Source organism: Micromonospora sp. ALFpr18c (genome assembly GCF_008868155.1).
Taxonomy (GTDB): Bacteria; Actinomycetota; Actinomycetes; order Mycobacteriales; family Micromonosporaceae; genus Micromonospora.
In genome coordinates this window covers 66,131-88,827 of the sequence record NZ_WBKR01000003.1, presented here as the reverse complement: position 1 = coordinate 88,827, position 22,697 = coordinate 66,131, and the positions used below count along the sequence as shown (strand labels likewise).

Genomic DNA, 22,697 nt, shown 5'->3' with positions numbered 1-22,697 from the left:
TCAGCGTTACGGCAGCAGACACAGGGAGTTTCCTTGACCAGGCACGGACTGCACCGCATCACCCGGTTCCGCTCCGGACCCCGGCGCAAGGCGATCGCCATCGGCGTGGTCGGCGGCTCGGTGGTGGCCGGCATCGTCGCCACGATGATGCCCCTGTTGGCCAGCGACGACCTGTCGATCCGGGCGGTGGCGGACACCACCGCCACGGTGGTGTCGCAGGACGGTGACAACGCCGCCAAGGCGACCCTGGCGACCTGCCCGACGCGCTGCGACGGCAACCCGCGTGGCGGCCGCGAGGCGGTCATCGAGTTCACGGTGACCACGGTGCCGGCCGCGGCGGTGAACGTCCGGGCGACGCTGCGGGTGCACACGTGGCAGCAGTTCGCCGCGACGGTGTCGGCGCACGCCTCGCCGCTGAGTGCCCGCGAGACGCGCCCGGCTCCGGTGCCGGCCGGCGCCGCGCTGGACACGGTGACCGGTGTGTCCAAGGGCGTCAACGAGTGGGACGTGTCCACCCTGGTCACCGGCAACGGCACGTGGACGGTGTCGCTGGCCCAAGCCGGTCTGGACACCCGGATCTACTGGGCGTCGGCGGAGAACCGCAACCCGGACCTGCGGCCCAGCCTGGTGATCAGCTACGACATCGCCGCCCGGCCGCCGTCGACGCCGAGCACCCGGCCGACGCCGTCGCCGAGCGCGCCGCCGACCACCGCCGCTCCGAAGCCGTCACCGACGCTCACGCCGACCCGTACGGCGAGCCCGACGGGGACCTCCACCATCCCGCCCGGCAAGTGCGGCTCGGTGTCGGACAAGCTGGTGCCCTCCTGCGGTGCCTGGTGGGGCATGTACTCGCCCGCCGGGGCGGGCGGCGGCTGGGACTACGGCACGGCGATCACCGACGTGGAGGCGCAGGTCGGGCGGAAGTTCGACATCGTGCACCGCTACCACGACTTCTCCAACGCCGGCAACAACGGGGCCTTCCCCGACGCGTACGAGTCGCAGCAGATGCGCGAGGGCCGGTTGATGTTCTTCGCCTGGGAGTCCCGCAACTTCTCCGCCGGTACGACCCTGACGTGGGCCGACGTCTACAGCGGCCGGCAGGACGCCACGATCGACGCGGTCGCCGGCCGGATCCGCGCCGCCGGGGTTCCGGTGTTCATGGGCTTCGACCACGAGCCGGAGGACGAGCCGGCCAAGGGCAGCGACGCCGACTTCGTCCGGGCCTGGCGGTACGTGTACGAGCGGTTCGCCAAGGCCGGCGCGACCAACGCGGTCTGGGTCTGGACGATGATGGGCTGGTCCGGCCACCACGCCCGCTACCCGGGCCTCTACCCCGGTGACCGCTACGTCGACTGGGTGGCCTACGACCCGTACAACTTCCACGTCTGTAACGGCAGCACGGTGTGGAAGAGTCCGAGCACGACCGTGGGTGACTTCTACCGCTGGTTGGACGCGAGCGGTATCGGCGCCGGCAAGCCGAGGATGCTCGCCGAGTTCGGCACCAACTTCAACGCCGCCGACCCGGGTGCCAAGCAGCGCTGGTTCCAGGAGTTCCCGGCGGCGCTGAAGGCGCATCCGAAGATCAAGGCCGCCATCTATTTCAATTCGCCGGGCATGACCAGTCGCAGTGCGACCTGTGACATGACGATGAACCACGACGCGTCGGCGGTGGCCGGCTTCGCGCAGGCCGGCCGGGATCCGCATCTGCGGCAACCCACCGGCGTGAGCCGTTGAGAAACCGTGCCGGTGTGCGGACGACGGCCTGCGCCGATGTCGTGAATGCGACGTACGGGCAATAGCGGCGCTCGGCCATTGGCCCGGCGGTGGCGAATGTCGTCATGACGACACTCCCGTGGTGGGCAGCCTGCGACAGGCGCGACGACGACTATCGCAGGTTGCCCGGATTCCCTTAGCGTGTCCTGCATCGATTGCCACGTGCGGAGCCGGCGTGGTTGATCCTGTCCAGGAAACTGTCCGCTGGGCTCCTTGCGGGGCCGCCGCGGCGACCCGGTGAGGGGGACCGAATGATCTCGGCGGACACCACGTGGCGGTACGCCATGGACGTGGCAGGGCCAGCCGTCAGTCGAGCGAGCGGCGGTGCCCGACGGTGGTCCTGATCTACGCGCTGGGGGCGATGTCGGTACTGGTGCCGGCGATCCTGGTCCCCGTGGTCGCCACTCGATGGGCGCCGGCCGTACGGGTGAGCGGAGCGGCTGAGCGGCTGCGCGTCGCGGTGGCCGGGCTCACCGACGCGGTCGGCCGCTACGGTGCCGCTCTTGTCGTGCTGCTCGCCGGGTGCGCGGCGGTGGTGGCGGTCTGCTGGCCGCTCGGCGAGGCGCTGTCGCGCCTGGAGCCGTCCGTCGATCACCCGGTCTTCGACTACGTCCACGCCCGCCGTGTCGACGTGTGGGCCGATGTCAACTCGTTCGTCACCGCACTGGGGGACCGGTACCCGTTGAAGTGGGTCACCGTGGTCGCGGCGGTCGCGTTCGCCATCGCCTGGCGACGCCGTCGGTGGTGGATCCCGTTGGTCGCGATGCCGTTGCAGTTCGTCGTCGAGCAGTACACCCAACAGATTCTGGCGCTGACCGTGGACCGGGGTCACCCGCCCACCGACGTCGGCACCTATCCCTCGGGTGGATGCGCCCGGGTCATGCTCACCTTCGGCACCATCGCGGTGTTGGCGGGGCTGACCTGGAACATCCCGCGACGCGGTCGAATTGCGCTCGCTACCGTGGTGGCCCTGTTGATCTCGGTGGAGGGTTACACCCGGATCTATGCGGAAAAGCACTGGCTCACGGACGTGATCGGTGGCTGGATTTTCGCCACCCTGTTGTTCGGTGTGATGGCGCTCGCGGTGCTTGTGGCCGAGGGCCGGGTGCGTCCACCCGCCCGGTCCGAACCCGCGGTCCCCGTTGAAGCCGGTGTCGCCACCTGAACCGTCTGCGCGAATGCTGCGGGACTTCGGTGTGCCACCGGCGAGTCCGACATCCGACACGGAAATGCGCACGGGAATGCTCGGCGTCGTCAGGTGGCCCCGGCGACGGCCCAATCGGCGGATATCGCGGATCGCGACAGACGAGGCACGCTACCGGGGTTGTCGTCCAATTTGGAGGCGTAGCGTGCCCAAAGTTTCGCTCTCTTGGCGATCTGCCGGATTCCGGTTCCGTGCGGCCGCAATCGGTCTGGTGACCGTCGCCGCGGTGTTGAACGTTCCATCCGTCACCTCGGCCGCCGTGGTGCCGGTGCCCGAGACGGCGACCCTGGTGTCGACCAATCCCGCCGACAACACCCCGCACGGCCGCGACGGCGAGAGCCGTGCCTTCGCGCAGGTCGGCTCGCAGGTGTACGTCGGGGGCAGCTTCACCCAGATCAGGCAGAACGCCAGCGCCCCGTGGATCACCCAGAGCTACCTGTTCGCGTACGACCGGGTCAGCGGAACGATCTCGACGACGTTCCTGCCGGTGCTCGACGGCCCGGTCAACTCCCTGATCGCCGGCCCGAACGGCACGCTGATCGTCGGCGGCGGGTTCAAGAACGTCAACGGCGTCGCCCGGTTGGACCTCGTGGCGCTGGACCCCACGACCGGGGCGACCGTCGGCGGTTGGGTGGGCCGCTCCGACGGCGGCATGGTCCGGGACATGGTGCTGCGCGGCAACTGGCTCTACGTGGCCGGCGCCTTCAACTGGTTGAACGGCACCGCGCACTCGGGGCTGGGCCGGCTCAACGCGACCACCGGCGCGATCGACCCGACCTTCACCATCAACGCCACCGTCGGGCGGCACGGCACCGGCTCGTACGGTTGGACCATCGATGTCACCCCGGACGGGCAGACCATGGTCGCCGGGGGTAACTTCACCCTGGTCAACGGCCTGTCCCGCAACCAGATGGCGATGATCGACCTCTCGGGCACGCCGACGGTGCTGGACTGGAGCACCGAGAAGTTCGCCCCGCCGTGCGCGGCGCCGACGACCTTCGTCCACTACGTGCAGGACCTGAAGTTCAGCGCGGACGGCAGCTGGTTCGTCGTCGGCACCAACGGCGGCGCCGGTTGGCCGGCCGCGTACTGCGACGTGCTGATCCGGTTCGAGACCGCGCACCGGGGCAGCGGCCAACTCGGCACCTGGGTCGACTACACCGGCAACGACACCATCACCTCGGTGGAGGTGGCCGACAACGTCATCTACCTGGGTGGGCACTTCCGCTGGTTGAACAACCCGAACGCCAGCGACGCGGCCGGCGCCGGGGCGATCGACCGGCTCGGCATCGCCGCCGTCACCCCGGCGACGGGCCTCCCGGTCGCCTGGAACCCCGGTCGCCGCGGCAGTGCGTCCATGCCAGCGGGCACCAGCAACTGGGGCTCGCAGGTGCCGGTGCTCTGGCGGGGCAGCGACGGGCTCTACTTCGGGCACAACTCCGACGGCATGCGCAGTGAGTACCACGGACGCCTCGGCATGTTCCCGCTCGCCGGTGGTCGCACCTTCGCCCCGAAGAACCCACCGACCGCGAGTACCGGCAACCTGTACCTCGGCACGGGCGAGGGTGAGGTGGCCAAGGTGGCGTTCACGGGCACGAGCGTCGGTGTCCCGACCACGGTCAGCCAGCCCAACTACACCGGCGCCGGGGCGACCTGGCGGGTGAGCGACCGCATCTACTGGGCGCACACGGTGGCCGGCACGCCCACCGGCAGCCGCCTCGACGTGTCGATGTTCAACGGCGGTGCCATCGGCGTCCCATGGGAGTCGTCGGGGTTCAACGACTGGTTCAACGCCGCGGGCATGACGGGCGCGTTCTACCTCAACGGCCGGCTCTACTACACCCGCAGCGGCGCCAACGCGCTCTACTACCGCTATTTCGAGATCGACGGTAACTATCTGGGCGCCACCGAGTTCACCCTTCCGACGGCGACCGTCACCTGGTCGGCGGTGCGGGGGATGGCCTGGGTGGACGGCCGGATCGTGTACGGCGGGACCGACGGCACGTTGCGCGCCGTGCCGTTCGACCCGACGGCCGACCTGGCCGTCGATGGTGCGGCCAGCACGGTGATCGCGCCGGCGAGCGAGGCGTTGACCTGGTCCACGCCGCGGATTTTCTTCTCCGTGCAGTGACGAGTGACGGGTTCGTCACGGAGAATCGCTAGATCGGGTCGGGCCGGCGGCGGACCACGTCGCCGGCCCGAGGCGTCACAGGAGATGCCCGGCGCCTGCCACAGGTGTGTTCCGCCAGGGGCACAGCACAACAGACGGTGGATCTTTGATGGCTGATGTACCTCCCGGTTCCTGGTCCAGCGACCCGTCCGGTGCCGGGGGGCCACCGGCCCGGACAGTCACCCTCACGGACCTGCTCCGTGTCCCGCTGCACCGGACCAGGCTGGTGGGGACGGTCGCCGCTCTGGGTCTGCTCGCCGCACTCGGGTACGTCCTGCTCATGCCGGGCGAGGTCACCGCGAACGCGGTGGTGGCGGTGCGCCCGGTCGTCACCGACGCGTTCACCCCCAGCGGTGCCGCCGCCGACCGCGCGGTGAACATGAACGTGGAGAGCGGCATCGCCACCGGCACCGAGGTCGTGCAGCGGCTCACGGCCGAGGGTGAAGACCAGCGCGATGTGCGGGACGCCCTTGAGGTGGAGGTCCCCACCGGCGGGCAGATCCTCCGCTTCTCCTACACCGGACGCTCGGCCGACGAGGCGGTCCGCAACGTGAACCTCGCCGCGCAGACCTACCTCGACGTGCGCCGCGCGATGTACGAGAAGCAGCGCGCGGAGATGCTGAAGCGCTACGACGAGAGCATTGCCGAGGTGGACAAGCAGCGCGAGGCGTTGCAGCGGCGGATCGCCGGCGTCCGCAACGGCCCGCTGGACGCCGCCATCGCCGAACTCGCCGGCACCAACAACCAGCTGACCCAGCTGAAGTCCTCCCGCACCGAGATCGCGGCGGTCGACGTCAACCCGGGGTGGATCACGCAGAACGCCGAACGCGTCCTGGTCGCCTCCGACCGGCACGCGCTGCTCTACGTGGTGGCCGGGCTGCTGGGCGGCGCGCTGCTCGGCGTCGTGCTGGCGTACGCCTGGGAGTCCGCCGACCGGCGGGTCCGGTCGGTCCACGACGGACGGGACGTCACCGGGCTGCCGCTCCTCGGCACCCTGCGCGGCCGGCTGTTCCGGACCCGCGGCAGGGCGGTGGACGCCGACATCCGGTACGTGGCGATGGCGATCGCCGAGCGACTCCAGGAGCCGGCCCGGGTGGCGTTGCTGACCACCCGCGAGAACCAGAGCGCCGTCACCGCCGGTCTGGCGGTCGCACTCGCCGCGACCGGCCGGGACGTCTACGTGGCCGACGACAGCGGTCGGCTCCACAACCTGCGCGCCACCGTCCTGGCTGATCGGGAGAGGCTGCCGGCGATGGTCAACCCGGTCCGTCCGCTCGTCCCGAAGCCCCGGGCCGCCGATCCGTTCATCGGCGCCGAGCTCACCGACCAGATCCCTGCCCGTCGCCCGTCTCCGTACCCGGCCGGCCGGCATCCGTCGACCGACCCGGACGCCACTCTGACCCTGCCCCGAACGAACCTCAACTCGACCACGAGCGCCACGGGCACGGCCCACGACGGCACCGAGGAGGTGCCCGTGGGTGCCGGTGGAGTGCGGTTCGGCACGTGGCGGCAACGCGCCGACAGCGGAATCGTGCTCTTCAACGCGCCGCCCTCCGAGGCCGACGAGCGTGGTGTCGCGGCGGCTCGCCAGGGCACCGCCGTGGTGGTCGTCGAACAGGACCGGACCCGCCAGGGCGATCTGCGCCGGCTCGCCGAGCGGCTGCGCGCGGCGGGCGTCACTCCGCTGGGTTTCGTGCTGACCCGCAGCGGACGGCGGTGACGGGTGTCCGTCACCACCGCCCTGGCCAGCAGCGAGCCGGACGGGATCGGTCCGCCGGTCGTCGCCGCACCGCGGCCGTCGGCGCCGCCCCGGCTGCCCCGCCTCCCGTTGCTGATGATGTTCGGTCTGGTCCCGCTGTGGTGGTTGGCCGGCGCGTTCTATCTGTTCTGGCCCCTGTTCGGCGCGACGCTGTTGGCGTTGCTGATCGTCCGAGGACGGGTGCCGCTGCCACCGGCCACCGGCACCTGGTTGCTGTTCCTGGCCCTGGTGGTACTCAGCGCCACCCAACTACCCGCGCCGGCTTCGCTGCTGCCCTTCGGCCTGCGGGTGGGGTATTACCTCACCGCACTCGTGGTGGCCGTGTACGTGTACGTCTACGCCCGGGAGCGAGGCGACGTGGCGGCGGCGCTCGTGCCGATCTGCCTGTTCTGGTTCGGTCTGGTGGCACTGGGCTGGTTGGGTGTGCTGGCACCGCGCTTCGCGCTGACCACGCCGGTGGAGGTGCTGCTGCCCGGCGGCATGTCGAGCCATCCGTACATGCAGGACCTGGTGCACATCAGCGCGACCGAGTACAGCAAGGTGGCGCTCGACCCGATCTACCGGCCGGCGGCGCCGTTCCCGTACACCAACAACTACGGCGGCGCGTACGCGATGACACTGCCCTGCATCGTGGCGTTCACCATGTTGCGCCGCCGCGGGATCCTCCGTTGGGCACTGCTCGTGTCGCTGCCGCTGTCCCTGGTGCCGGCCTTCCTCACCCTGAACCGCACCATGTTCGCGAGCCTCGGCGTGGGCCTGGCCGTGCTCGGCGTGCGCGCCGCGGTGCGCGGGAACGTCCGGGTGGGCGCGTCCGTCGTCGGAGTGTTGCTCATCGGCGGGCTCACCACCCTGCTGATCCCGGTGGCCGAGTTGATCAACAATCGGGTCGAGTCGACCGACACGAACACCGACCGTTACTCCCTCTACGCGGAGGTGATCCGCCGCATCGGGGACTCACCGTGGCTCGGTTACGGCGCGCCCGTCACCGTGGACACGGTCACGGCGGAGGTCCCGGTCGGCACCCAGGGGCAGCTCTGGACGGTGCTGTTCAGCCACGGCATACCGGCATTACTCTGCTTCCTCGCCTGGTTCGTGATCATCACGCTGAAGAGCGCCCGCGCCCGCTCGGCGCCCGGGCAGTGGCTGGCGGTGGTCCCGGTGATCTGTCTGGTGCAGATCCCGTTCTACGGCATGGCCGATCCCACCATCACGATCGCCTACTTCGGGGCCGCCGCCGCGATGGCGATCGCCGAGCGGGAAGCGGACCCCCGGCGCGCTCGTCCGGTGCACACCGGTCGCCGCCGCAAGGCTGTCGCGGGATGACCGCCGGCACCAGTTCGGCCATCGGCTCCGGCCGTGACGAGTCGTCCGCCGACGGCTCGGTCGAGGCCCGGCGCAGCGCCCGTACCGGCCTCGCGGGTCTGGCCGGCGCCGCGACCAACGGCCTCTTCGGCTTTCTGCTGGCGGTGGTCATCACGCGCGGCTACGGCACGGTTGGCGCGGGCGCGTTCTTCGCCGCGATCGGCGTGGTCACCGTGACCGCCGCCGTCTGCACCCTCGGAGCGGAGACCGGGCTCATCTGGACGCTTCCGCGGCGTCGTGTCGGCGCGGGGGGCGACGCCGCCCGGGTGCTGCCGGTGGCTCTTCTACTGCCGCTGGTGGCCGCGATCGTCGTCGGCCTGACCGGCGTGATCGCCGCGGACGCGCTCGCACCCCGCCTGCTGGACGGGCCGGGCGCCGGCGGTACGGCCCTCATCGCGGCCAGCTTCGCCGCGGTGCCGCTGGTGGTGGCGATGACGCTCCTGCTCGCCGTGCTGCGCTGCGTCCGTCCGATCCGGGCCTACGTCGGCGTACAGTCCGTCCTGGTGCCGGTCGCCCGGCCGTTGTTGGTCGGCGCGGCGGCCGTTGCCGGCGGTAGCGTGCTGGTCGGCCTGACCGGCTGGATGATTCCGGCGGCGCTGGCCATCGTGGTCTGCCTGCTGCTGGTGGCGGGCCCGCTCGGCATCGGTCGGGGCGCGGCGCTGCGGCCCGAGCGGGCCGACTGGTCGGCGTTCTGGCGTTTCGCGCTGCCCCGGGCCGCGTCCGCCGCGATCGACGCGAGCGCCGTGTGGGTGGGTGTGCTGCTCACCTCGGTGCTCGCCGGGCAGTCGGACGCCGGCGTGTTCGGCGCGGTCGGCCGCTACATCCTGGCCGGGCAACTGGCCATGCAGGGTCTGCGGGTGGCGGTGTCGCCCCAGCTCTCCCGGCTGCTCGGCTCCGGTGAGCGGGCCGCCGCGGCTGTGGTGCACCGGCAGATGACCACCTGGGCGCTGGTGTTGTCGTGGCCGGTCTACCTCCTGCTCGCGGTGTTCGGGCTGGCGTTCCTGCAACTCTTCGGGCCCGGGTTCACCGCGGGTGCCACCGCGATCACCGTGCTCGCCCTGGCCATGCTGATCAACACCGGTGTGGGCAACGTCCAGACCCTCCTGCTGATGAGCGGTCGTAGCGGCCTGCACCTGGTCGCGACGGTGGCCGGGCTGGCGGTCACCGTCTCCCTCGGACTGTGGCTGATCCCGCAGCACGGGGTGACCGGCACCGCGCTGGCCTGGGCCACCGGCATCGCCACCGAGAACCTGACCTCCTTCGTCTGCGCCCGGCTGGTGATCGGCCAGCCGCTGGTCGACGCGACGCTGGCACGGGCGGCGGCCGCGGTCACCGTCGGGGTGGGGCTCGCGGCGCTGGCCGGCGTACTGACCGGCGGTCGAGGGGTCGCCGGCCTGGTGGTGGCACTGATTGTGCTGGTCAGCGGCTGCGTCGGCTTGTTGACGGTGCCGGTCATCCGAGGGCGCATCCGGGTGACCATGGTGCAGTTCCGTCGCAGTCAGACGGCGGTGCCGATCGCCGCGCGGACCGCCACGACGTCGAGGAAGGAAAGGTGAGGGCACTGTGTCGTCCATCCGGGACCGGGTGAAGCAGCTCGTGCCGACCCAGGTGACCAACCGGTTGCGGGATTCCCTGGTCGACTACGCGGTGCGGACCAGCGACCGCCGAGCGTTACCGGACTTCCTCATCATCGGCACCAAGCGCGGCGGCACCACCTCGCTGTGGAACTACCTCATCCAGCACCCGTTGGTGCCCCGACTCTTTCCGGCCTGGAACACCAAGTCGGCGCACTACTTCGAGGAGCACTGGGGGCGCGGCGAGGCGTGGTACCGCTCGCACTTCCCGACCGAGCGCCAGCGGGAGGCCCTCACCAAGCGGCACGGCGGGCCGGTCCGGGTCGGTGAGGCCGCGCCGCTGTACATGTTCCATCCGCTCGCCGCGCAGCGGGTCGCCGGGTTGATGCCGACGGTGAAGCTGATCGTGCTGCTGCGCGACCCGGTGGAGCGCGCCTACTCGCACTGGAAGGAACGCCGCACCCACGGCATCGAGCCGCTGGACTTCGCCGACGCGCTGGCCGCCGAGCCGGAGCGTACGGCGGGGGAGCGGGAGCGGCTGATCGCCGAGCCGGAATACTTCAGCGAGCCGTACGACTGGTACACGTATCGGGCCCGCGGGCGCTACCTGGAGCACCTGGAGCCGTGGCTGGAGCGTTTCGACCGGGGCCAGATCCTCTTCCTGCCCAGCGAGGGCCTCTACCGTGACGCCCGCGCCACCTACCGGCGCACCCTGGACTTCCTCGGGCTGCCGGCGTACGACCTGCCGGACTTCAAGGTCTACAACGACCGGCGTTCGGCACCGCTGGAGCCGGCCGTCCGCGCCGAGCTGACCGAGTACTACCGGCCGTACAACGACGCGCTGCGTGAGCGGCTCGGGCTGGAACTCGACTGGCCGGACCGCGCGGCGTGACGGCGCAGGTCGACGCGCCGGCGGATCCCCGGTCGCGGTCGGACGGGCTCGGCTGGGTCAGCCGTGCCGTCTTCCCGGACCGTCGGGTCGTGTTGGCCGTGGGCGGCAGCACACCGCTCGGACACCGTACGGTGGCCCGCTACGCCGTCGTGCCGTCGCTGGCACGCGCACGTTTCCTGGTGCCGCTGGGCGCGCCCCGCGCCGGGGCGGCGACGCTGCTGGCGTACAACGCGCTGCGACCGCCGAGGGTGCGGGCGGTGCGGGCCGCGGTCGGCGGACTGGCCCGCCTCGGCGCGGTGGGCCTGGCCCCGTTCCCGACACTGACCGTCTCGGTGCCCGTCGGGGTGCCCGTGGCCGAGCTGCTGCTGACCGAGCGACTCGCGGCCGCCCTCGGCGGCACCCCGCTGCTGGCTGCCTTCGGTGTCCGGCCGCCGGATCCCAACCACAAGCCCACCCTGCAACTGTTCGACGGCGACGGACGCCCGCGCGGGTACGCGAAGATCGGCTGGAACGACGCCACCCGTGCGCTGGTCACCGCGGAGGCGGCGGCGCTGCGGGCGCTGCCGGCCGTCGTCGGTGCGGCCGACCACCCGGTGCCACCGGGGCTGCTGGCCGAGCTGGCCTGGGCCGACCAGGTGGTCGCCGTGATCGAGCCGCTGCCGTCGGCGGTACGCGGGGTGCCGGTCGACGATCCGCCCCGGGTCGCCGCGCTGCTCGCCGTCGCCCGCCGCGGTGGGCCGGGCGCGCCGCCGCGACCGCTGGCCGGCTCCGCCTTCCTGGCGCGGATGACCGCGCAGGCCCGGCGGGCCGCCGCCGCCGGGGCGGCCGGCACCCGGGCCGTCGCCGCGGTCGAGGTGCTGACCCGGCTGCACGGTGCCACCGACGTGGAGTTCGGCCACTGGCACGGTGACTGGGTGCCGTGGAACCTCGGCGAGTACGGCGGTCGGCTGTTCGCCTGGGACTGGGAGCACAGTGGCCCGGACGTGCCGGTCGGCTTCGACCTGGCGCACGACGCGTTCCAGCGGGCTCTGGTACTGCGCGGCGAACCTGCGGCGGTGGCCGCCGGTGCCGTCGATGCCCACCTTGACCGGCACGGTGACCGGCTTGGCCTGGGCCCGGCCCAGCGCCGGTTGGTGGCCGACGGCTACCTGGTGGAGATGTGGCTGCGCACCTGGCGGCTGGCAGACGCGGGCGCGGGCTGGAACACCGCGCTGCATCCCGCGCTGTTGGAGGTCATCGAAAAACGACATTGCGGTTGATCCGGGGAAATGACCGGGAGCGGCACTGGGGGCGGTGCCGCAGAGTGATGAAGAAAACGCAGGTCGTGATGAGCGTCGATGGAGCTCGGGCGGCCGGCGGGTCCGAACCACCTCGCGCGTGGGCAGGCGATCAACCGGTCGCGCGATACAACGGCCGGGAAACGTGTGATCTGCTCATGCGTGGCGTGGACCGAAATTCCAAGCGGACTTGTGGGGAGTCGCGTGGACAGGAAGATCGAGGCCGACGATCCGCCGGTGCTGCTGCTGGTCGGATCCAGCGGCGGGCACCTGGCCCAACTACTGGCCCTACGGCCCTGGTACGAGAGTCGACGGCGCTGCTGGGTCACGTTCGACACGCCGGAGGCGGTGTCGCTGCTCGCCGGTGAGGATCTGGTGCCGGCACACCATCCGACCACCCGTAACGTGCCGAACCTGCTGCGCAACGCGGTGCTCGCCTGGCGGGTGCTGCGTGAGCGGCGGGTCGAGGCGGTGGTCACCACGGGCGCCGGGGTGGCGGTGCCGTTCGTGGTGCTGGCCCGGCTGCGGCGGATCCCGACCGTCTACATCGAGGTGTACGACCGGATCGACACTCCGACGCTGACCGCCCGGCTGTGCCGTCCGTTCCTGTCCGCGATGCTCGTGCAGTGGGACGAACAGCGGCGGCAGTACCCGGAGGCCACGGTCGTCGGGACGCTGTTGTGACCGGGGAGGCGACCACCGACACCGAACGCTCCCGGATACCTCGACGACGTGACGTCGCGCCGACCAGCCAGGTGCGGGTGCTGGTGGCGGTCGGCACCGACAAACATCCCTTCGACCGGCTCGTCGACTGGCTGGCGCAGTGGCACGCGGAGACCGCCGCCATGGTGGAGTTGACCCTCCAACACGGACACACCCGGGCGCCGGCGGTGCCCGGCGCGGTCCCCTTCCTCGGCCACGCCGCCTTGCAGGAGGCGATGTCCGACGCCGACCTGGTGGTCTGTCACGGCGGCCCGGCGACCATCCTGGAGGCCCGACGGCATGGCCACCTGCCGGTCGTCGTGCCTCGCGACCCGGCGTGCGGCGAGCACGTGGACGACCATCAGCAGCGCTTCGCCCGCCGGCTCGGCGTGGCCGGCGTGGTGGCGCTCTGCGAGACCCGGGCGGCGCTGTACGACGCGCTGGACGCCGGCCTGAAAGACCCTTCCCGGTACGCGGTGGCGGCCGATCCGGAGGCGGATCGGGCGCAGCGGGCGGCGGTGGCGAGGGTCGGTGCGATCGTCGAGGACCTGGTGGCCCGAGCGGCGCGGCGCCCGCCGCGGTGGCGGTCCTGGGCCCGTCGCCGTCGTGCTGCGGGGGAGCCCCGATGACCCGGCAGCCGAGCGTCAGCGTCGTGGTGCCCACCCGGGACCGCCCGGAGCTGCTGCGCGCGGCCGTGCGCGCGATCCTCGCGCAGGATTACCCCGGCCCGATCGAGGTGGTGGTGGTCCACGACCAGTCGACGCCCGACGAGTCTCTCGCCGAGTCGACCGACCCGGACCGCACGGTCCGGGTCATCCGTAACGCGCGCACGCCGGGGCTCGCCGGTGCCCGCAACAGCGGCACCCTGGCCGCCGGCGGCGAGCTGATCGCCTTCTGCGACGACGACGACGAGTGGCTGCCCGGCAAACTGGTCCCCCAGGTGGCCGCGCTCGCCGCCGACGAGAAGGCCGAGTTCGTCTGCTGCGGCATCCGGGTCAGTTACGACGGCACCACCGTCGACCGGGTGCTGGACCGGGACCGGATCACCCTCGACGACCTGCTGCGGGACCGGATGACCGAGCTGCATCCGTCCACGTTCCTGATCCGTGCCACCGCTCTGCGCGACGGCTTCGGGCTGGTCGACGAGGAGATCCCCGGCAGCTACGCCGAGGACTACGAGTTCCTGCTGCGGGCCGCGCGCAGCGCCCCGCTGCTCAACCTGCGTACCCCGTCGGTGCTGGTGCGGTGGCACAAGCGGTCGTACTTCGCGCAACGGTGGGACACCATCTCCGAGGCGTTGCAGTGGCTGTTGGAGCGCTACCCGGAGTTCGCCGGTCAGCCGGCCGGCGAGGCCCGGGTGACCGGGCAGATCGCGTTCGCGCGGGCCGCCTCCGGTGACCGGCGGGGTGCGCTGCGCTGGGCACGGCGGACGCTGCGGCGCAACCCCCGCGAGCCGCGTGCCTACCTCGCCCTCGCCGTGGCCGGACGGGTGGTCCGGGCCGACGCGGTGCTGCGCACCCTGCACAAACGCGGCCGGGGCATCTGACCAGGTCCGGACGACACCCCGCGCCCTCAACGAGGCATCAGCAGACCAAAGGACAACCATTCATGGGACTTCACTCGCTCAGGTTCCGTCTCGTCGACTCGCCGACCTCGCTCGGCGCGAAACGGCGTGCGCGGCGCGCGGCCTGGCTGTCGGACGCCTTCCCGGACCTGGCCGACATGACCGTTCTCGACCTGGGCGGTCGGGTGGAGAGCTGGGCGCGCGTCCCCGTCCGGCCCGCCCACGTGCACGTGGTCAACTTGGAGCCGCTGCCCACGGACCTACCCGAGTGGGCCGAGGCCGACCACGCCGATGCCTGCGAGCTGCCCAAGAGCATCCTGAGCCGCAGGTACGACCTCGTCTTCAGCAACAGCGTCCTCGAACACGTCGGTGGGCACGAGCGCCGCCAGCGGATGGCCGACGCGGTCCGTGAGCTGGGGCGTGCGTACTGGGTGCAGACGCCGTACCGGTACTTCCCGATCGAACCGCACTGGGTGGCGCCCGGGATGCAGTTCCTGCCGGTGTCGGCGCGGGTGGTGATGGCGCGTAAGTGGCCGCTCGCCTACAACCCCGGCAAGTCGTACGAGGCGGCGATGAGGCAGGTGCTCACCACCGAACTGATCGGCCGCGCCGAGCTTCGGTACCTGTTCCCGGACGCCACCATCCGCAATGAGCGTCTGGCGGGTCTGACCAAGTCGATCATCGCGATCCGGAACCGCTGAGCGACCCGGGCGGAGCGACCTGTCGTGTTTTTGCGTCCGTAGGGCGGGACGTGCCGGGCGGCGCGGTGGGACGGCCACCCGCCGTGACAGACTGACCGCTGTGTTGCGCTGGTTGACTGCAGGTGAATCGCACGGTCCCGCCCTCGTCGCGCTCCTGGAGGGGGTGCCGGCCGGTATCGAGGTGACCACCACCGAGATCGCCGACGACCTGGCCCGCCGCCGACTCGGCTACGGCCGTGGCGCCCGGATGTCGTTCGAACGGGACGAGGTCGAGGTGCTGGGCGGCCTGCGGCACGGCGTCACCCTGGGCAGTCCGGTCGCGATCCGGGTGGGCAACTCCGAGTGGCCGAAGTGGCAGACGGTGATGGCCGCCGACCCCGTCGACCCCGACGAGCTGGCCCGGCAGGCCCGCAACGCCCCGCTGACCCGCCCCCGGCCGGGCCACGCCGATCTGGCCGGCATGCAGAAGTACGGCCACACCGACGCCCGGCCGATCCTGGAACGCGCCAGCGCCCGCGAGACCGCCGCCCGGGTCGCCGTCGGCGCGGTCGCCAAGGCGCTGATCCGGCAGGCCCTCGGCATCGAGATCGTCTCGCACGTCGTCGAGCTGGGTCCGGTGGCCGCGAAGCCCGGGCTGCGCCCGACCCCGTCCGACGCCGCCCGCATCGACGCCGACCCGCTGCGCTGCCTCGACCCGGAGGCCAGCGCCCTGATGGTCGCCGAGGTCGACGCCGCGAAGAAGGCCGCCGACACGCTCGGCGGCGTGGTCGAGGTGCTGGCGTACGGGGTGCCGCCGGGTCTGGGCAGCCACGTGCAGTGGGACCGCAAGCTCGACGCCCGACTGGCCGCCGCGCTGATGTCCATCCAGGCGATCAAGGGTGTGGAGATCGGTGACGGGTGGCAGCAGGCCCGCTCCCGGGGCTCCGAGGCGCACGACGAGATCATTCCGTCGGCGACCGGCGTCCGGCGGGTCACCGACCGGGCCGGTGGCCTCGAAGGTGGCATCACCACCGGCGAGCCGCTGCGGGTCCGCGCCGCGATGAAGCCGATCTCGTCGCTGAACCGGGCCCTCTCCACCGTGGACGTCACCACCGGCGAGCCGGCCAGCGCGATCAACCAACGCTCGGACGTCTGCGCGGTGCCCGCCGCGGCGGTCGTCGCCGAGGCCATGGTGGCGCTGGTGCTCGCCGAGGCGGCCACCGAGAAGTTCGGTGGGGACTCGATCGCCGAGATCCGCCGCAACCTCGCCGGCTACGTCGACGCCCTGGTCATCCGCTGATGGCACCGGTCGTCGTGCTGGTCGGCGCGCCGGGCTGCGGCAAGACCACCGTCGGGCAGGCGCTCGCGTCCACCCTCGGTGTGGAGTTCCGCGACACCGACGCCGACATCGAGCGGATGGCCGGCAAGCCCATCCCGGAGATCTTCATCGACGAGGGTGAGGCGCACTTCCGTACCCTGGAACGGGCCGCCGTGGCCGCGGCGCTCGCCGCCGGCACCGGTGTGCTCGCCCTCGGCGGCGGTGCCGTGCTGGCCGAGGAGACCCGCGCCGCCCTGGTGGGACACCGGGTGGTGCACCTGTCGGTCGAGTTGCCCGACGCCGTGAAGCGGGTCGGGCTCGGCGCCGGCCGGCCGCTGCTGGCGATCAACCCGCGGGCCACCCTCAAGCATCTGCTGGACCAGCGCCGGCCGCTCTACGCCGAGGTGGCCACCGAGACGGTGACCACCGACGGCCGGCCTCCGGCGGCGATCGTCGCCGAGATCGCCGCGCTGTTGCCCCGCTGACGCCGCCCGCCACGCCGATCGTGCACGTGCTGCCCCCGGCGTAAGGGGGCATTCACCGCATCGCGGCAACCGGAAGTGCACGGTCGGCGCAGTCGGGGTGTTCCTCAGCCGCGGGCGATCAGGTCGAGGACATCGGTCAGAGCCTTCGGCTCGCTGAGCATCGGCCAGTGCCCGGTGGGCAGCTCGTGCAGTTGGCCGTCGGCCAGGCCGGTGAAGAACGGATGCTCCTCCCTGATCATCTGCCGCACCACACTGAGCGGGAAGGTGCTGGCCACCAGGGCGGTCGGCACCGGGCGGCCGCCGGTGCGTCGGACCGGATCGGTCGCCGCCGCCCGCGGGTGCGGGGTGGTCCGGGCGCGCAGCACGGCGAGCGTCGCCTCGTCCAACCCGGCCAGGTTGGTCGGGTCGGCGGCCGGATCCCAGGGCGGCGGTGGCAGCAGGTGCCCGGACCCGATCGCCGCGCGTTGCCGCTGCTGCTCCTGCGGCGGCACCGTGTCGAACTGCGCCGTGCCGTCCGGCAGCGGCCCACTCTCCACGTAGACCACACGGGCGATCCTCTCCGCGATCCGGTCGGCCGCCTGGGAGACCGGCATGCCGCCGCCGGAGTGCCCGACCAGCAGCACGTCGCGCAGGTCCTCGACCTCGATCAGCCGGACGATGTCAGTGGTGTGCGTGTTCAGGCCCACGGCCGGTGTCGCGAGGTGGTCGCGCTCGGCCACCCCGGTCAGCGTCATCGGGTGGACGTCGTGCCCCTGCGCGCGCAGCAACGCGGTCACGTCCCGCCACGCCCAGGCACCCAACCAGAAGCCCGGCACGAGTACGAACGTCGCCATCTGTCGCTCCTTCTCTCGGCTACCGACAGACCGTACGATCGAATCCGGACAGGAACCGCCCGGTTTCAAGGAGTGCCCCGTGTCACATCCCGCCGGTCGGGTGCTGGCCCTGCTCGAACTGCTCCAGACCCGGCACCGGGCCACCGCCACCGACCTCGCCCACCGGCTCGGTGTGGACGAGCGGACCGTACGCCGGTACGCGGCCACCCTCGTCGAGCTGGGCATCCCGGTCACCGCCGACCGCGGTCGGCACGGTGGCTACCGCCTGCACCCCGGCTTCAAGCTGCCGCCGCTGATGCTCACCGACGACGAGGCGGTCGCCGTGCTGCTCGGCCTGGTCGTGGCCGAACGCGTCGGCCTGGCCACCGAGCAACCAGCCACGGCGACCGCGCTCGCGAAGATCCGCCGGGTGCTGCCGGCTGCGCTCGCCGACCGGCTGACCGCCGTGCAGGAGCACCTCGGCTTCACCCTGCGGCGACCCGAGGCGGAACCGCGCCCCGCGTCGGGCACCCTGCTCGCCCTGGCCGCGGCCGCCCGGCATCGGCAGCGGGTGGCACTGGACTACCGCTCCTGGCGGGGCGAGCGGTCACGGCGCGACCTCGACCCGTACGGGCTGGTCTTCCACGGCGGTCGCTGGTACGTCACCGGGCACGACCACCGGCGCGACGAGATCCGCACGTTCCGGCTGGACCGCATCGGTGCCGTGACCCCCGGCGCGGCGACGTTCACGGTGCCGGACGGCTTCGACCCGGTGGCCCGGGTGACGCGGTCGCTGGCCGGCGTGCCGTACGCCCACGAGGTCGAGGTGGTGCTGGAGACCGACCTGGTTACCGCCCGTCGGCGGATCCCGGCCAGTGTGGCCGAGTTGACCGCCACCACCGACGGGGTGCTGGTGCGGGCACGGGCGCAGAGCCTGCCCGGTATGGCCGCGCTGCTCGCCGGTCTGGGCTGCCCGTTCACCGTGCGACACCCGGACGCGCTGCGCGCCGAGGTGGCCGAACACGCCCGCCGGTTGGCGGAGTGGGCGGCCCGGCCAGCAGGTGGGCAGCCACCCGCACCACGGCGTCCGCTCGACTAGGCTGCCGGCGATGGACGAGGTGACCCGGATCCCGGTCGGCGGCGAACGGCCGTACGACGTGCTGGTCGGACGCGACCTGTTGGACGCGCTGCCCGGCCTGCTGCCCGGCGCGACCCGGGCGGCGGTGCTGCACGCCCCTCCGCTCAAGGCTCTCGCCGACGCGCTCGGCGAACGCCTGCGCGCGGTCGGCGTCGAGCCGCTGCCGATCGAGGTGCCCGACGCCGAGGCGGGCAAGCAGATCGACGTGGCCGCCGCCTGCTGGGATCAGCTCGGCGCGGCCGGCTTCACCCGTACCGACGCGGTGGTCGGCGTGGGCGGCGGCGCGGTGACCGACCTGGCCGGCTACGTCGCGGCCTGCTGGCTGCGCGGCGTGCGGTGGGTGCCGGTGGCCACCTCGCTGCTGGGCATGGTGGACGCCGCGGTGGGCGGCAAGACCGGCATCAACACGGCTGCCGGCAAGAACCTGGTGGGCGCGTTCCACCCGCCGGTCGGTGTGCTGGCCGACCTGGCCACGCTGGACAGCCTGCCCGCGGTCGACCTGGCGGCCGGGTTGGCCGAGGTGGTCAAGTGCGGCTTCATCGCCGACCCGACGATCCTGGATCTCGTCGAGGCCGACCCGGCGGCCGCCACCGACCCGCGCGGGCCGGTCGCCCGGGAGCTGATCGAGCGGGCGATCCGGGTCAAGGCCGATGTGGTCGCCGGTGACCTGCGCGAGTCGGGCGTGCGCGAGGTCCTCAACTACGGTCACACCCTGGCGCACGCGATCGAGCAGGTCGAGGGCTACCGCTGGCGGCACGGCCACGCCGTCTCCGTCGGTCTGGTGTACGCCGCGGCGCTGGCCCGGCTCGCCGGCCGGCTGGACGCGCCGACCGCCGACCGGCACCGTCGCACCCTGTCCGCGCTCGGCCTGCCGGTGAGCTACCCGGCCGACGCCTGGGAGCGGCTGCTGGCCGTGATGCGGGTGGACAAGAAGGCTCGGGGCAGCCGGCTGCGGTTCGTGGTGCTGGACGGGCTGGCCCATCCGGCGATGCTGGAGGGCCCGGACGACGCGTTGCTCGAGGCCGCCTACCGCGAGGTGGCCGACCGGTGAAGGTCTACGTTCTCAACGGGCCGAACCTGGGCCGCCTCGGCACCCGGGAGCCGGCGGTGTACGGCTCGACCAGCTACGCCGATCTCGTGACGCTCTGCGAGGCCACCGGCCGGGAGTTGGGGCTGGACGTGACGGTCCGGCAGACCGACGCCGAGCACGAACTGCTCGGCTGGCTGCACGCCGCCGCCGACGAGGAGGCCGCCGTGGTGCTCAACCCGGCCGCCTGGTCGCACTATTCGTACGCGGTGCGCGACGCCTGCGCCATGCTGCGGGGGCCGCTGGTGGAGGTGCACCTCTCCAACATCCACGCCCGCGAGGAGTTCCGGCACCACTCGGTGGTCTCCGCGGTGGCGACCGGGGTGATCTGCGGTCTCGGCATTGACGGTTATCGTCTCGCCCTGCACCACCTGGCCGCCCGCTGAGGGGTCGCCCCGAGCGGGGACGGGTCGATTCGACGCAGCTAGTAGACTCGTAGGGTCTGTCCGCCAATTGATGATCAAGGCAGGAAATGGCCTCCACCAACGACCTCAAAAACGGCCTGGTACTCAACCTGGACGGCGAGCTCTGGGCCGTCGTCGAGTTCCAGCACGTCAAGCCCGGTAAGGGTGGTGCGTTCGTGCGCACCACGCTGAAGAACGTGCTGTCCGGGAAGGTGGTCGACAAGACCTTCAACGCGGGCACCAAGGTCGAGACCGCGACCGTGGACAAGCGCACGATGCAGTACCTGTACGCCGACGGCGAGGACTTCGTCTTCATGGATCTGGAGACCTTCGACCAGATCACCGTGCCCGGTGGCACCGTCGGCGAGGCCGCCAACTACCTGCTGCCCGAGGCGGAGGCGACCGTCGCCCAGCACGAGGGTGTGCCGCTCTACATCGAGCTGCCCACCAGCGTCGTGCTGGAGGTCACCTACACCGAGCCGGGCCTGCAGGGCGACCGCTCGACCGGCGGCACCAAGCCGGCGACCGTGGAGACCGGCGCCACCGTGCCGGTTCCGCTGTTCATCACCACCGGCGAGAAGATCAAGGTCGACACCCGCGACGGCCGTTACCTCGGCCGCGCCTGATGGCCGAGGGTTCCAAGCAGCAGATGCCGGCGCGCCGCAAGGCGCGTAAGCGGGCGCTGGATGTCCTCTACGAGGCCGATCTGCGGGACAAGCCTCCGGTGGAGGTGCTGGCCGGCTACGTGCAGCGGATCGAGCAGCCCCGACCGGAGCACCTCGGCTACGCCGTGGGCCTGGTCGAGGGGGTCGCCGAGCACCTCAACCGGATCGACGAGCTGATCGCCAGCTACGCCGAGGGGTGGACCCTGGAGCGGATGCCGGTCGTCGACCGCAACCTGGCCCGGATCGCCGTCTACGAGTTGCTCTACGTCGACGAGATCGACGACGCGGTGGCGATCAGCGAGGCCGTTGAGCTGGCCCGGCAGATGTCGACCGACGACTCGCCGCGCTTCCTCAACGGGGTGCTCGGCCGGATCGCCGAGTACGCCACCCGCTGAGGTCTCGCACCCGCACCACGGAAAGGGCCCGTGCCGGACGGCACGGGCCCTTTCGGGTGAAGCGACAGCTCAGGAGGCGAAGAACGCCCGGGGGTCGGCCACCAGCACACCGTGCTCGGTGAGCCGCTCGATCAGACCCGACGGCGAGGCGTCGTAGACGATCGCGAGCGCCCGCAGGTCGTCGGCACGGATGGAGAGCACCCGCCCGTTGTAGTCACCGCGCTGCTGCTGGATCGCGCGGGCGTAGCGGGCGACGTAGGCCAGGTCCTCGGAGGCCTCGTCGTAGAGCCGCTCCAGGTCCAGGACGATCTTGCTGGTGGGCTCGTGCCGGACACCACTGCCGTCGGGCAGCAGCTCCGAGACGGGGACACGATAGAACTCGGCCAGCTCGGCCAGACGGGACACCGTCACGGCCCGGTCGCCACGCTCGTACGAGCCGACCACCACGGCCTTCCACCGCCCGTTCGACTTCTCCTCCACACCCTGCAGGGAGAGACCCTGCTGTTGGCGGATGGAGCGCAGGCGGGCGCCCAGAGACTTGGCGTATTCAGAGGGCATTCGGACACTCCCAGTGCTGCTCGGGGTTCTCCCGTCGATCGCTACGGAGCGTGACGGTACGGGGATTGCGACACCTGGTCAAGTGGTCGTGACCTTACCGTTGGGGAGTACCGGGGGAGTTATCCCCATTTCGTCGGCCTGATCCGGTGGTCAGCGGCCGCCGTCCATCGGCCCGGTGACCACTGGTAACGTGGCGTGAAGCCCCGGTCAGGTCGCTGCGCGGTCCGGCCGGAGGTGCCCGACATCCTTTAACGACCCGTCCCGTGAGGCGGGGAAGGAGGTCCGCCGTGGCATACCCACCGGCTGCCCGCTCGTCACCACCGCGACAACCCTCGGTGAAGGTGATCCTCGCCAGCGCCGACGTGCAACGCGTGGTCGACCGCATCGCCCACCAGATCCTGGAGAAGACCCAGGGTGCCGCCGACACGGTGCTGCTGGGCATCCCCACCCGGGGCGCCCCCCTCGCGCGGCGGCTCGCCTCCCGGATCAGCACCTTCGAGGACATCGCCGTACCGGTCGGTGTGCTCGACATCACGCTCTACCGCGACGACCTCCGCCGGCACGCCACCCGCGCGATCGGCCCGACCCAGGTGCCCACCGGCGGCATCGACGGCAAGCGGGTCATCCTCGTCGACGACGTGCTCTTCTCCGGCCGCACCGTGCGGGCCGCGCTCGACGCGCTCAACGACGTGGGCCGCCCGGCGTCCGTGCAACTCGCCGTCCTGGTCGACCGGGGGCACCGGGAGTTGCCGATCCGCGCCGACTACGTCGGCAAGAACATCCCGACCTCGCTCGCGGAGAGCGTGAAGGTGACGCTCGCGGAGACCGACGGCGCCGACGAGGTCAAGCTGTACGGGGGGACACGGTGAGCGCGAGGA

General features: G+C 71.9%; 22 protein-coding genes. 20 read left to right on the top strand and 2 right to left on the bottom strand.

Annotated features, from left to right (window positions below; genetic code table 11):
- Positions 1-33 precede the first annotated feature (33 nt).
- The 14 genes from F8271_RS01685 to F8271_RS01620 all read left to right on the top strand — a co-directional run bounded on the left by F8271_RS01685 (position 34) and on the right by F8271_RS01620 (position 16,760).
- On the top strand, positions 34-1,734 hold the full coding sequence (locus F8271_RS01685) for a glycosyl hydrolase (protein WP_151487803.1): 1,701 nt from the start codon (positions 34-36) through the stop codon (positions 1,732-1,734).
- Positions 1,735-2,107: 373 nt separating this feature from the next.
- Positions 2,108-2,938 (top strand): phosphatase PAP2 family protein, encoded by an 831-nt coding sequence (locus F8271_RS01680; RefSeq protein ID WP_151487802.1) that lies wholly within the window; start codon positions 2,108-2,110, stop codon positions 2,936-2,938.
- A gap of 241 nt (positions 2,939-3,179) precedes the next feature.
- Entirely contained in the window at positions 3,180-5,108 is a 1,929-nt protein-coding gene (locus F8271_RS01675) for a hypothetical protein (protein WP_225854099.1), read from the top strand.
- Positions 5,109-5,256: 148 nt separating this feature from the next.
- Entirely contained in the window at positions 5,257-6,867 is a 1,611-nt protein-coding gene (locus tag F8271_RS01670) for a CpsD/CapB family tyrosine-protein kinase (protein ID WP_151487801.1), read from the top strand.
- A 3-nt stretch (positions 6,868-6,870) separates the two neighbouring features.
- Complete coding sequence (locus F8271_RS01665) at positions 6,871-8,229, top strand: O-antigen ligase family protein (RefSeq protein ID WP_370461841.1); 1,359 nt, start codon at positions 6,871-6,873, stop codon at positions 8,227-8,229.
- Positions 8,226-9,824: a lipopolysaccharide biosynthesis protein gene (locus F8271_RS01660; protein ID WP_225854094.1), complete on the top strand. Its 1,599-nt coding sequence runs from the start codon at positions 8,226-8,228 to the stop codon at positions 9,822-9,824. The genes F8271_RS01665 and F8271_RS01660 overlap by 4 nt, the downstream gene beginning before the upstream one ends.
- A gap of 7 nt (positions 9,825-9,831) precedes the next feature.
- Positions 9,832-10,734: a sulfotransferase domain-containing protein gene (locus tag F8271_RS01655; protein ID WP_151487800.1), complete on the top strand. Its 903-nt coding sequence runs from the start codon at positions 9,832-9,834 to the stop codon at positions 10,732-10,734.
- Positions 10,731-11,993, top strand: a complete 1,263-nt coding sequence (locus F8271_RS01650) for a hypothetical protein (RefSeq protein ID WP_151487799.1) — start codon at positions 10,731-10,733, stop codon at positions 11,991-11,993. The genes F8271_RS01655 and F8271_RS01650 overlap by 4 nt, the downstream gene beginning before the upstream one ends.
- A 222-nt stretch (positions 11,994-12,215) precedes the next feature.
- The gene (locus tag F8271_RS01645) at positions 12,216-12,695 is read left to right on the top strand and encodes a UDP-N-acetylglucosamine--LPS N-acetylglucosamine transferase (protein WP_151487798.1); all 480 of its coding nucleotides are present in this window, start codon (positions 12,216-12,218) and stop codon (positions 12,693-12,695) included.
- Positions 12,692-13,342 (top strand): glycosyltransferase, encoded by a 651-nt coding sequence (locus F8271_RS01640; protein ID WP_225854093.1) that lies wholly within the window; start codon positions 12,692-12,694, stop codon positions 13,340-13,342. The genes F8271_RS01645 and F8271_RS01640 overlap by 4 nt, the downstream gene beginning before the upstream one ends.
- Positions 13,339-14,259 carry a glycosyltransferase family 2 protein gene (locus F8271_RS01635; RefSeq protein ID WP_151487797.1) on the top strand — a complete coding sequence of 307 codons (921 nt, stop codon included), beginning with the start codon at positions 13,339-13,341 and terminating at the stop codon, positions 14,257-14,259. Before F8271_RS01640 ends, F8271_RS01635 begins: the two co-directional genes overlap by 4 nt.
- 62 nt (positions 14,260-14,321) lie before the next feature.
- Positions 14,322-14,978, top strand: a complete 657-nt coding sequence (locus F8271_RS01630) for a class I SAM-dependent methyltransferase (protein WP_151487796.1) — start codon at positions 14,322-14,324, stop codon at positions 14,976-14,978.
- A 100-nt stretch (positions 14,979-15,078) separates the two neighbouring features.
- Positions 15,079-16,257 carry a chorismate synthase gene (aroC, locus tag F8271_RS01625; protein ID WP_151487795.1) on the top strand — a complete coding sequence of 393 codons (1,179 nt, stop codon included), beginning with the start codon at positions 15,079-15,081 and terminating at the stop codon, positions 16,255-16,257.
- Positions 16,257-16,760: a shikimate kinase gene (locus F8271_RS01620; RefSeq protein WP_151487794.1), complete on the top strand. Its 504-nt coding sequence runs from the start codon at positions 16,257-16,259 to the stop codon at positions 16,758-16,760. The genes aroC and F8271_RS01620 overlap by 1 nt, the downstream gene beginning before the upstream one ends.
- Positions 16,761-16,864: 104 nt before the next feature.
- Here F8271_RS01620 and F8271_RS01615 read toward each other — a convergent pair whose 3' ends face one another.
- Positions 16,865-17,593, bottom strand: coding sequence for an alpha/beta fold hydrolase (locus F8271_RS01615; RefSeq protein ID WP_151487793.1), 729 nt, complete (start codon positions 17,591-17,593; stop codon positions 16,865-16,867).
- 79 nt (positions 17,594-17,672) lie between these two features.
- Here F8271_RS01615 and F8271_RS01610 point away from each other — a divergent pair, with 79 nt between their 5' ends.
- The 5 genes from F8271_RS01610 to nusB all read left to right on the top strand — a co-directional run bounded on the left by F8271_RS01610 (position 17,673) and on the right by nusB (position 21,261).
- A complete protein-coding gene (locus F8271_RS01610; RefSeq protein ID WP_151487792.1) occupies positions 17,673-18,671 on the top strand; it encodes a YafY family protein in 999 nt (332 codons plus the stop codon).
- Between the two features lie 10 nt (positions 18,672-18,681).
- Positions 18,682-19,761, top strand: coding sequence for a 3-dehydroquinate synthase (gene aroB, locus F8271_RS01605; protein WP_151487791.1), 1,080 nt, complete (start codon positions 18,682-18,684; stop codon positions 19,759-19,761).
- Positions 19,758-20,183: a type II 3-dehydroquinate dehydratase gene (gene aroQ / locus F8271_RS01600; RefSeq protein ID WP_151487790.1), complete on the top strand. Its 426-nt coding sequence runs from the start codon at positions 19,758-19,760 to the stop codon at positions 20,181-20,183. Before aroB ends, aroQ begins: the two co-directional genes overlap by 4 nt.
- Before the next feature lie 86 nt (positions 20,184-20,269).
- Positions 20,270-20,827, top strand: coding sequence for an elongation factor P (gene efp / locus F8271_RS01595; protein ID WP_007458344.1), 558 nt, complete (start codon positions 20,270-20,272; stop codon positions 20,825-20,827).
- A 23-nt stretch (positions 20,828-20,850) separates the two neighbouring features.
- Positions 20,851-21,261: a transcription antitermination factor NusB gene (nusB, locus tag F8271_RS01590; RefSeq protein ID WP_184188983.1), complete on the top strand. Its 411-nt coding sequence runs from the start codon at positions 20,851-20,853 to the stop codon at positions 21,259-21,261.
- 69 nt (positions 21,262-21,330) lie between these two features.
- Here nusB and F8271_RS01585 read toward each other — a convergent pair whose 3' ends face one another.
- Positions 21,331-21,819 (bottom strand): transcriptional regulator, encoded by a 489-nt coding sequence (locus tag F8271_RS01585; protein WP_007458348.1) that lies wholly within the window; start codon positions 21,817-21,819, stop codon positions 21,331-21,333.
- A 287-nt stretch (positions 21,820-22,106) separates the two neighbouring features.
- Here F8271_RS01585 and pyrR point away from each other — a divergent pair, with 287 nt between their 5' ends.
- A complete protein-coding gene (pyrR, locus tag F8271_RS01580; RefSeq protein ID WP_151487789.1) occupies positions 22,107-22,688 on the top strand; it encodes a bifunctional pyr operon transcriptional regulator/uracil phosphoribosyltransferase PyrR in 582 nt (193 codons plus the stop codon).
- Positions 22,689-22,697: the final 9 nt, after the last annotated feature.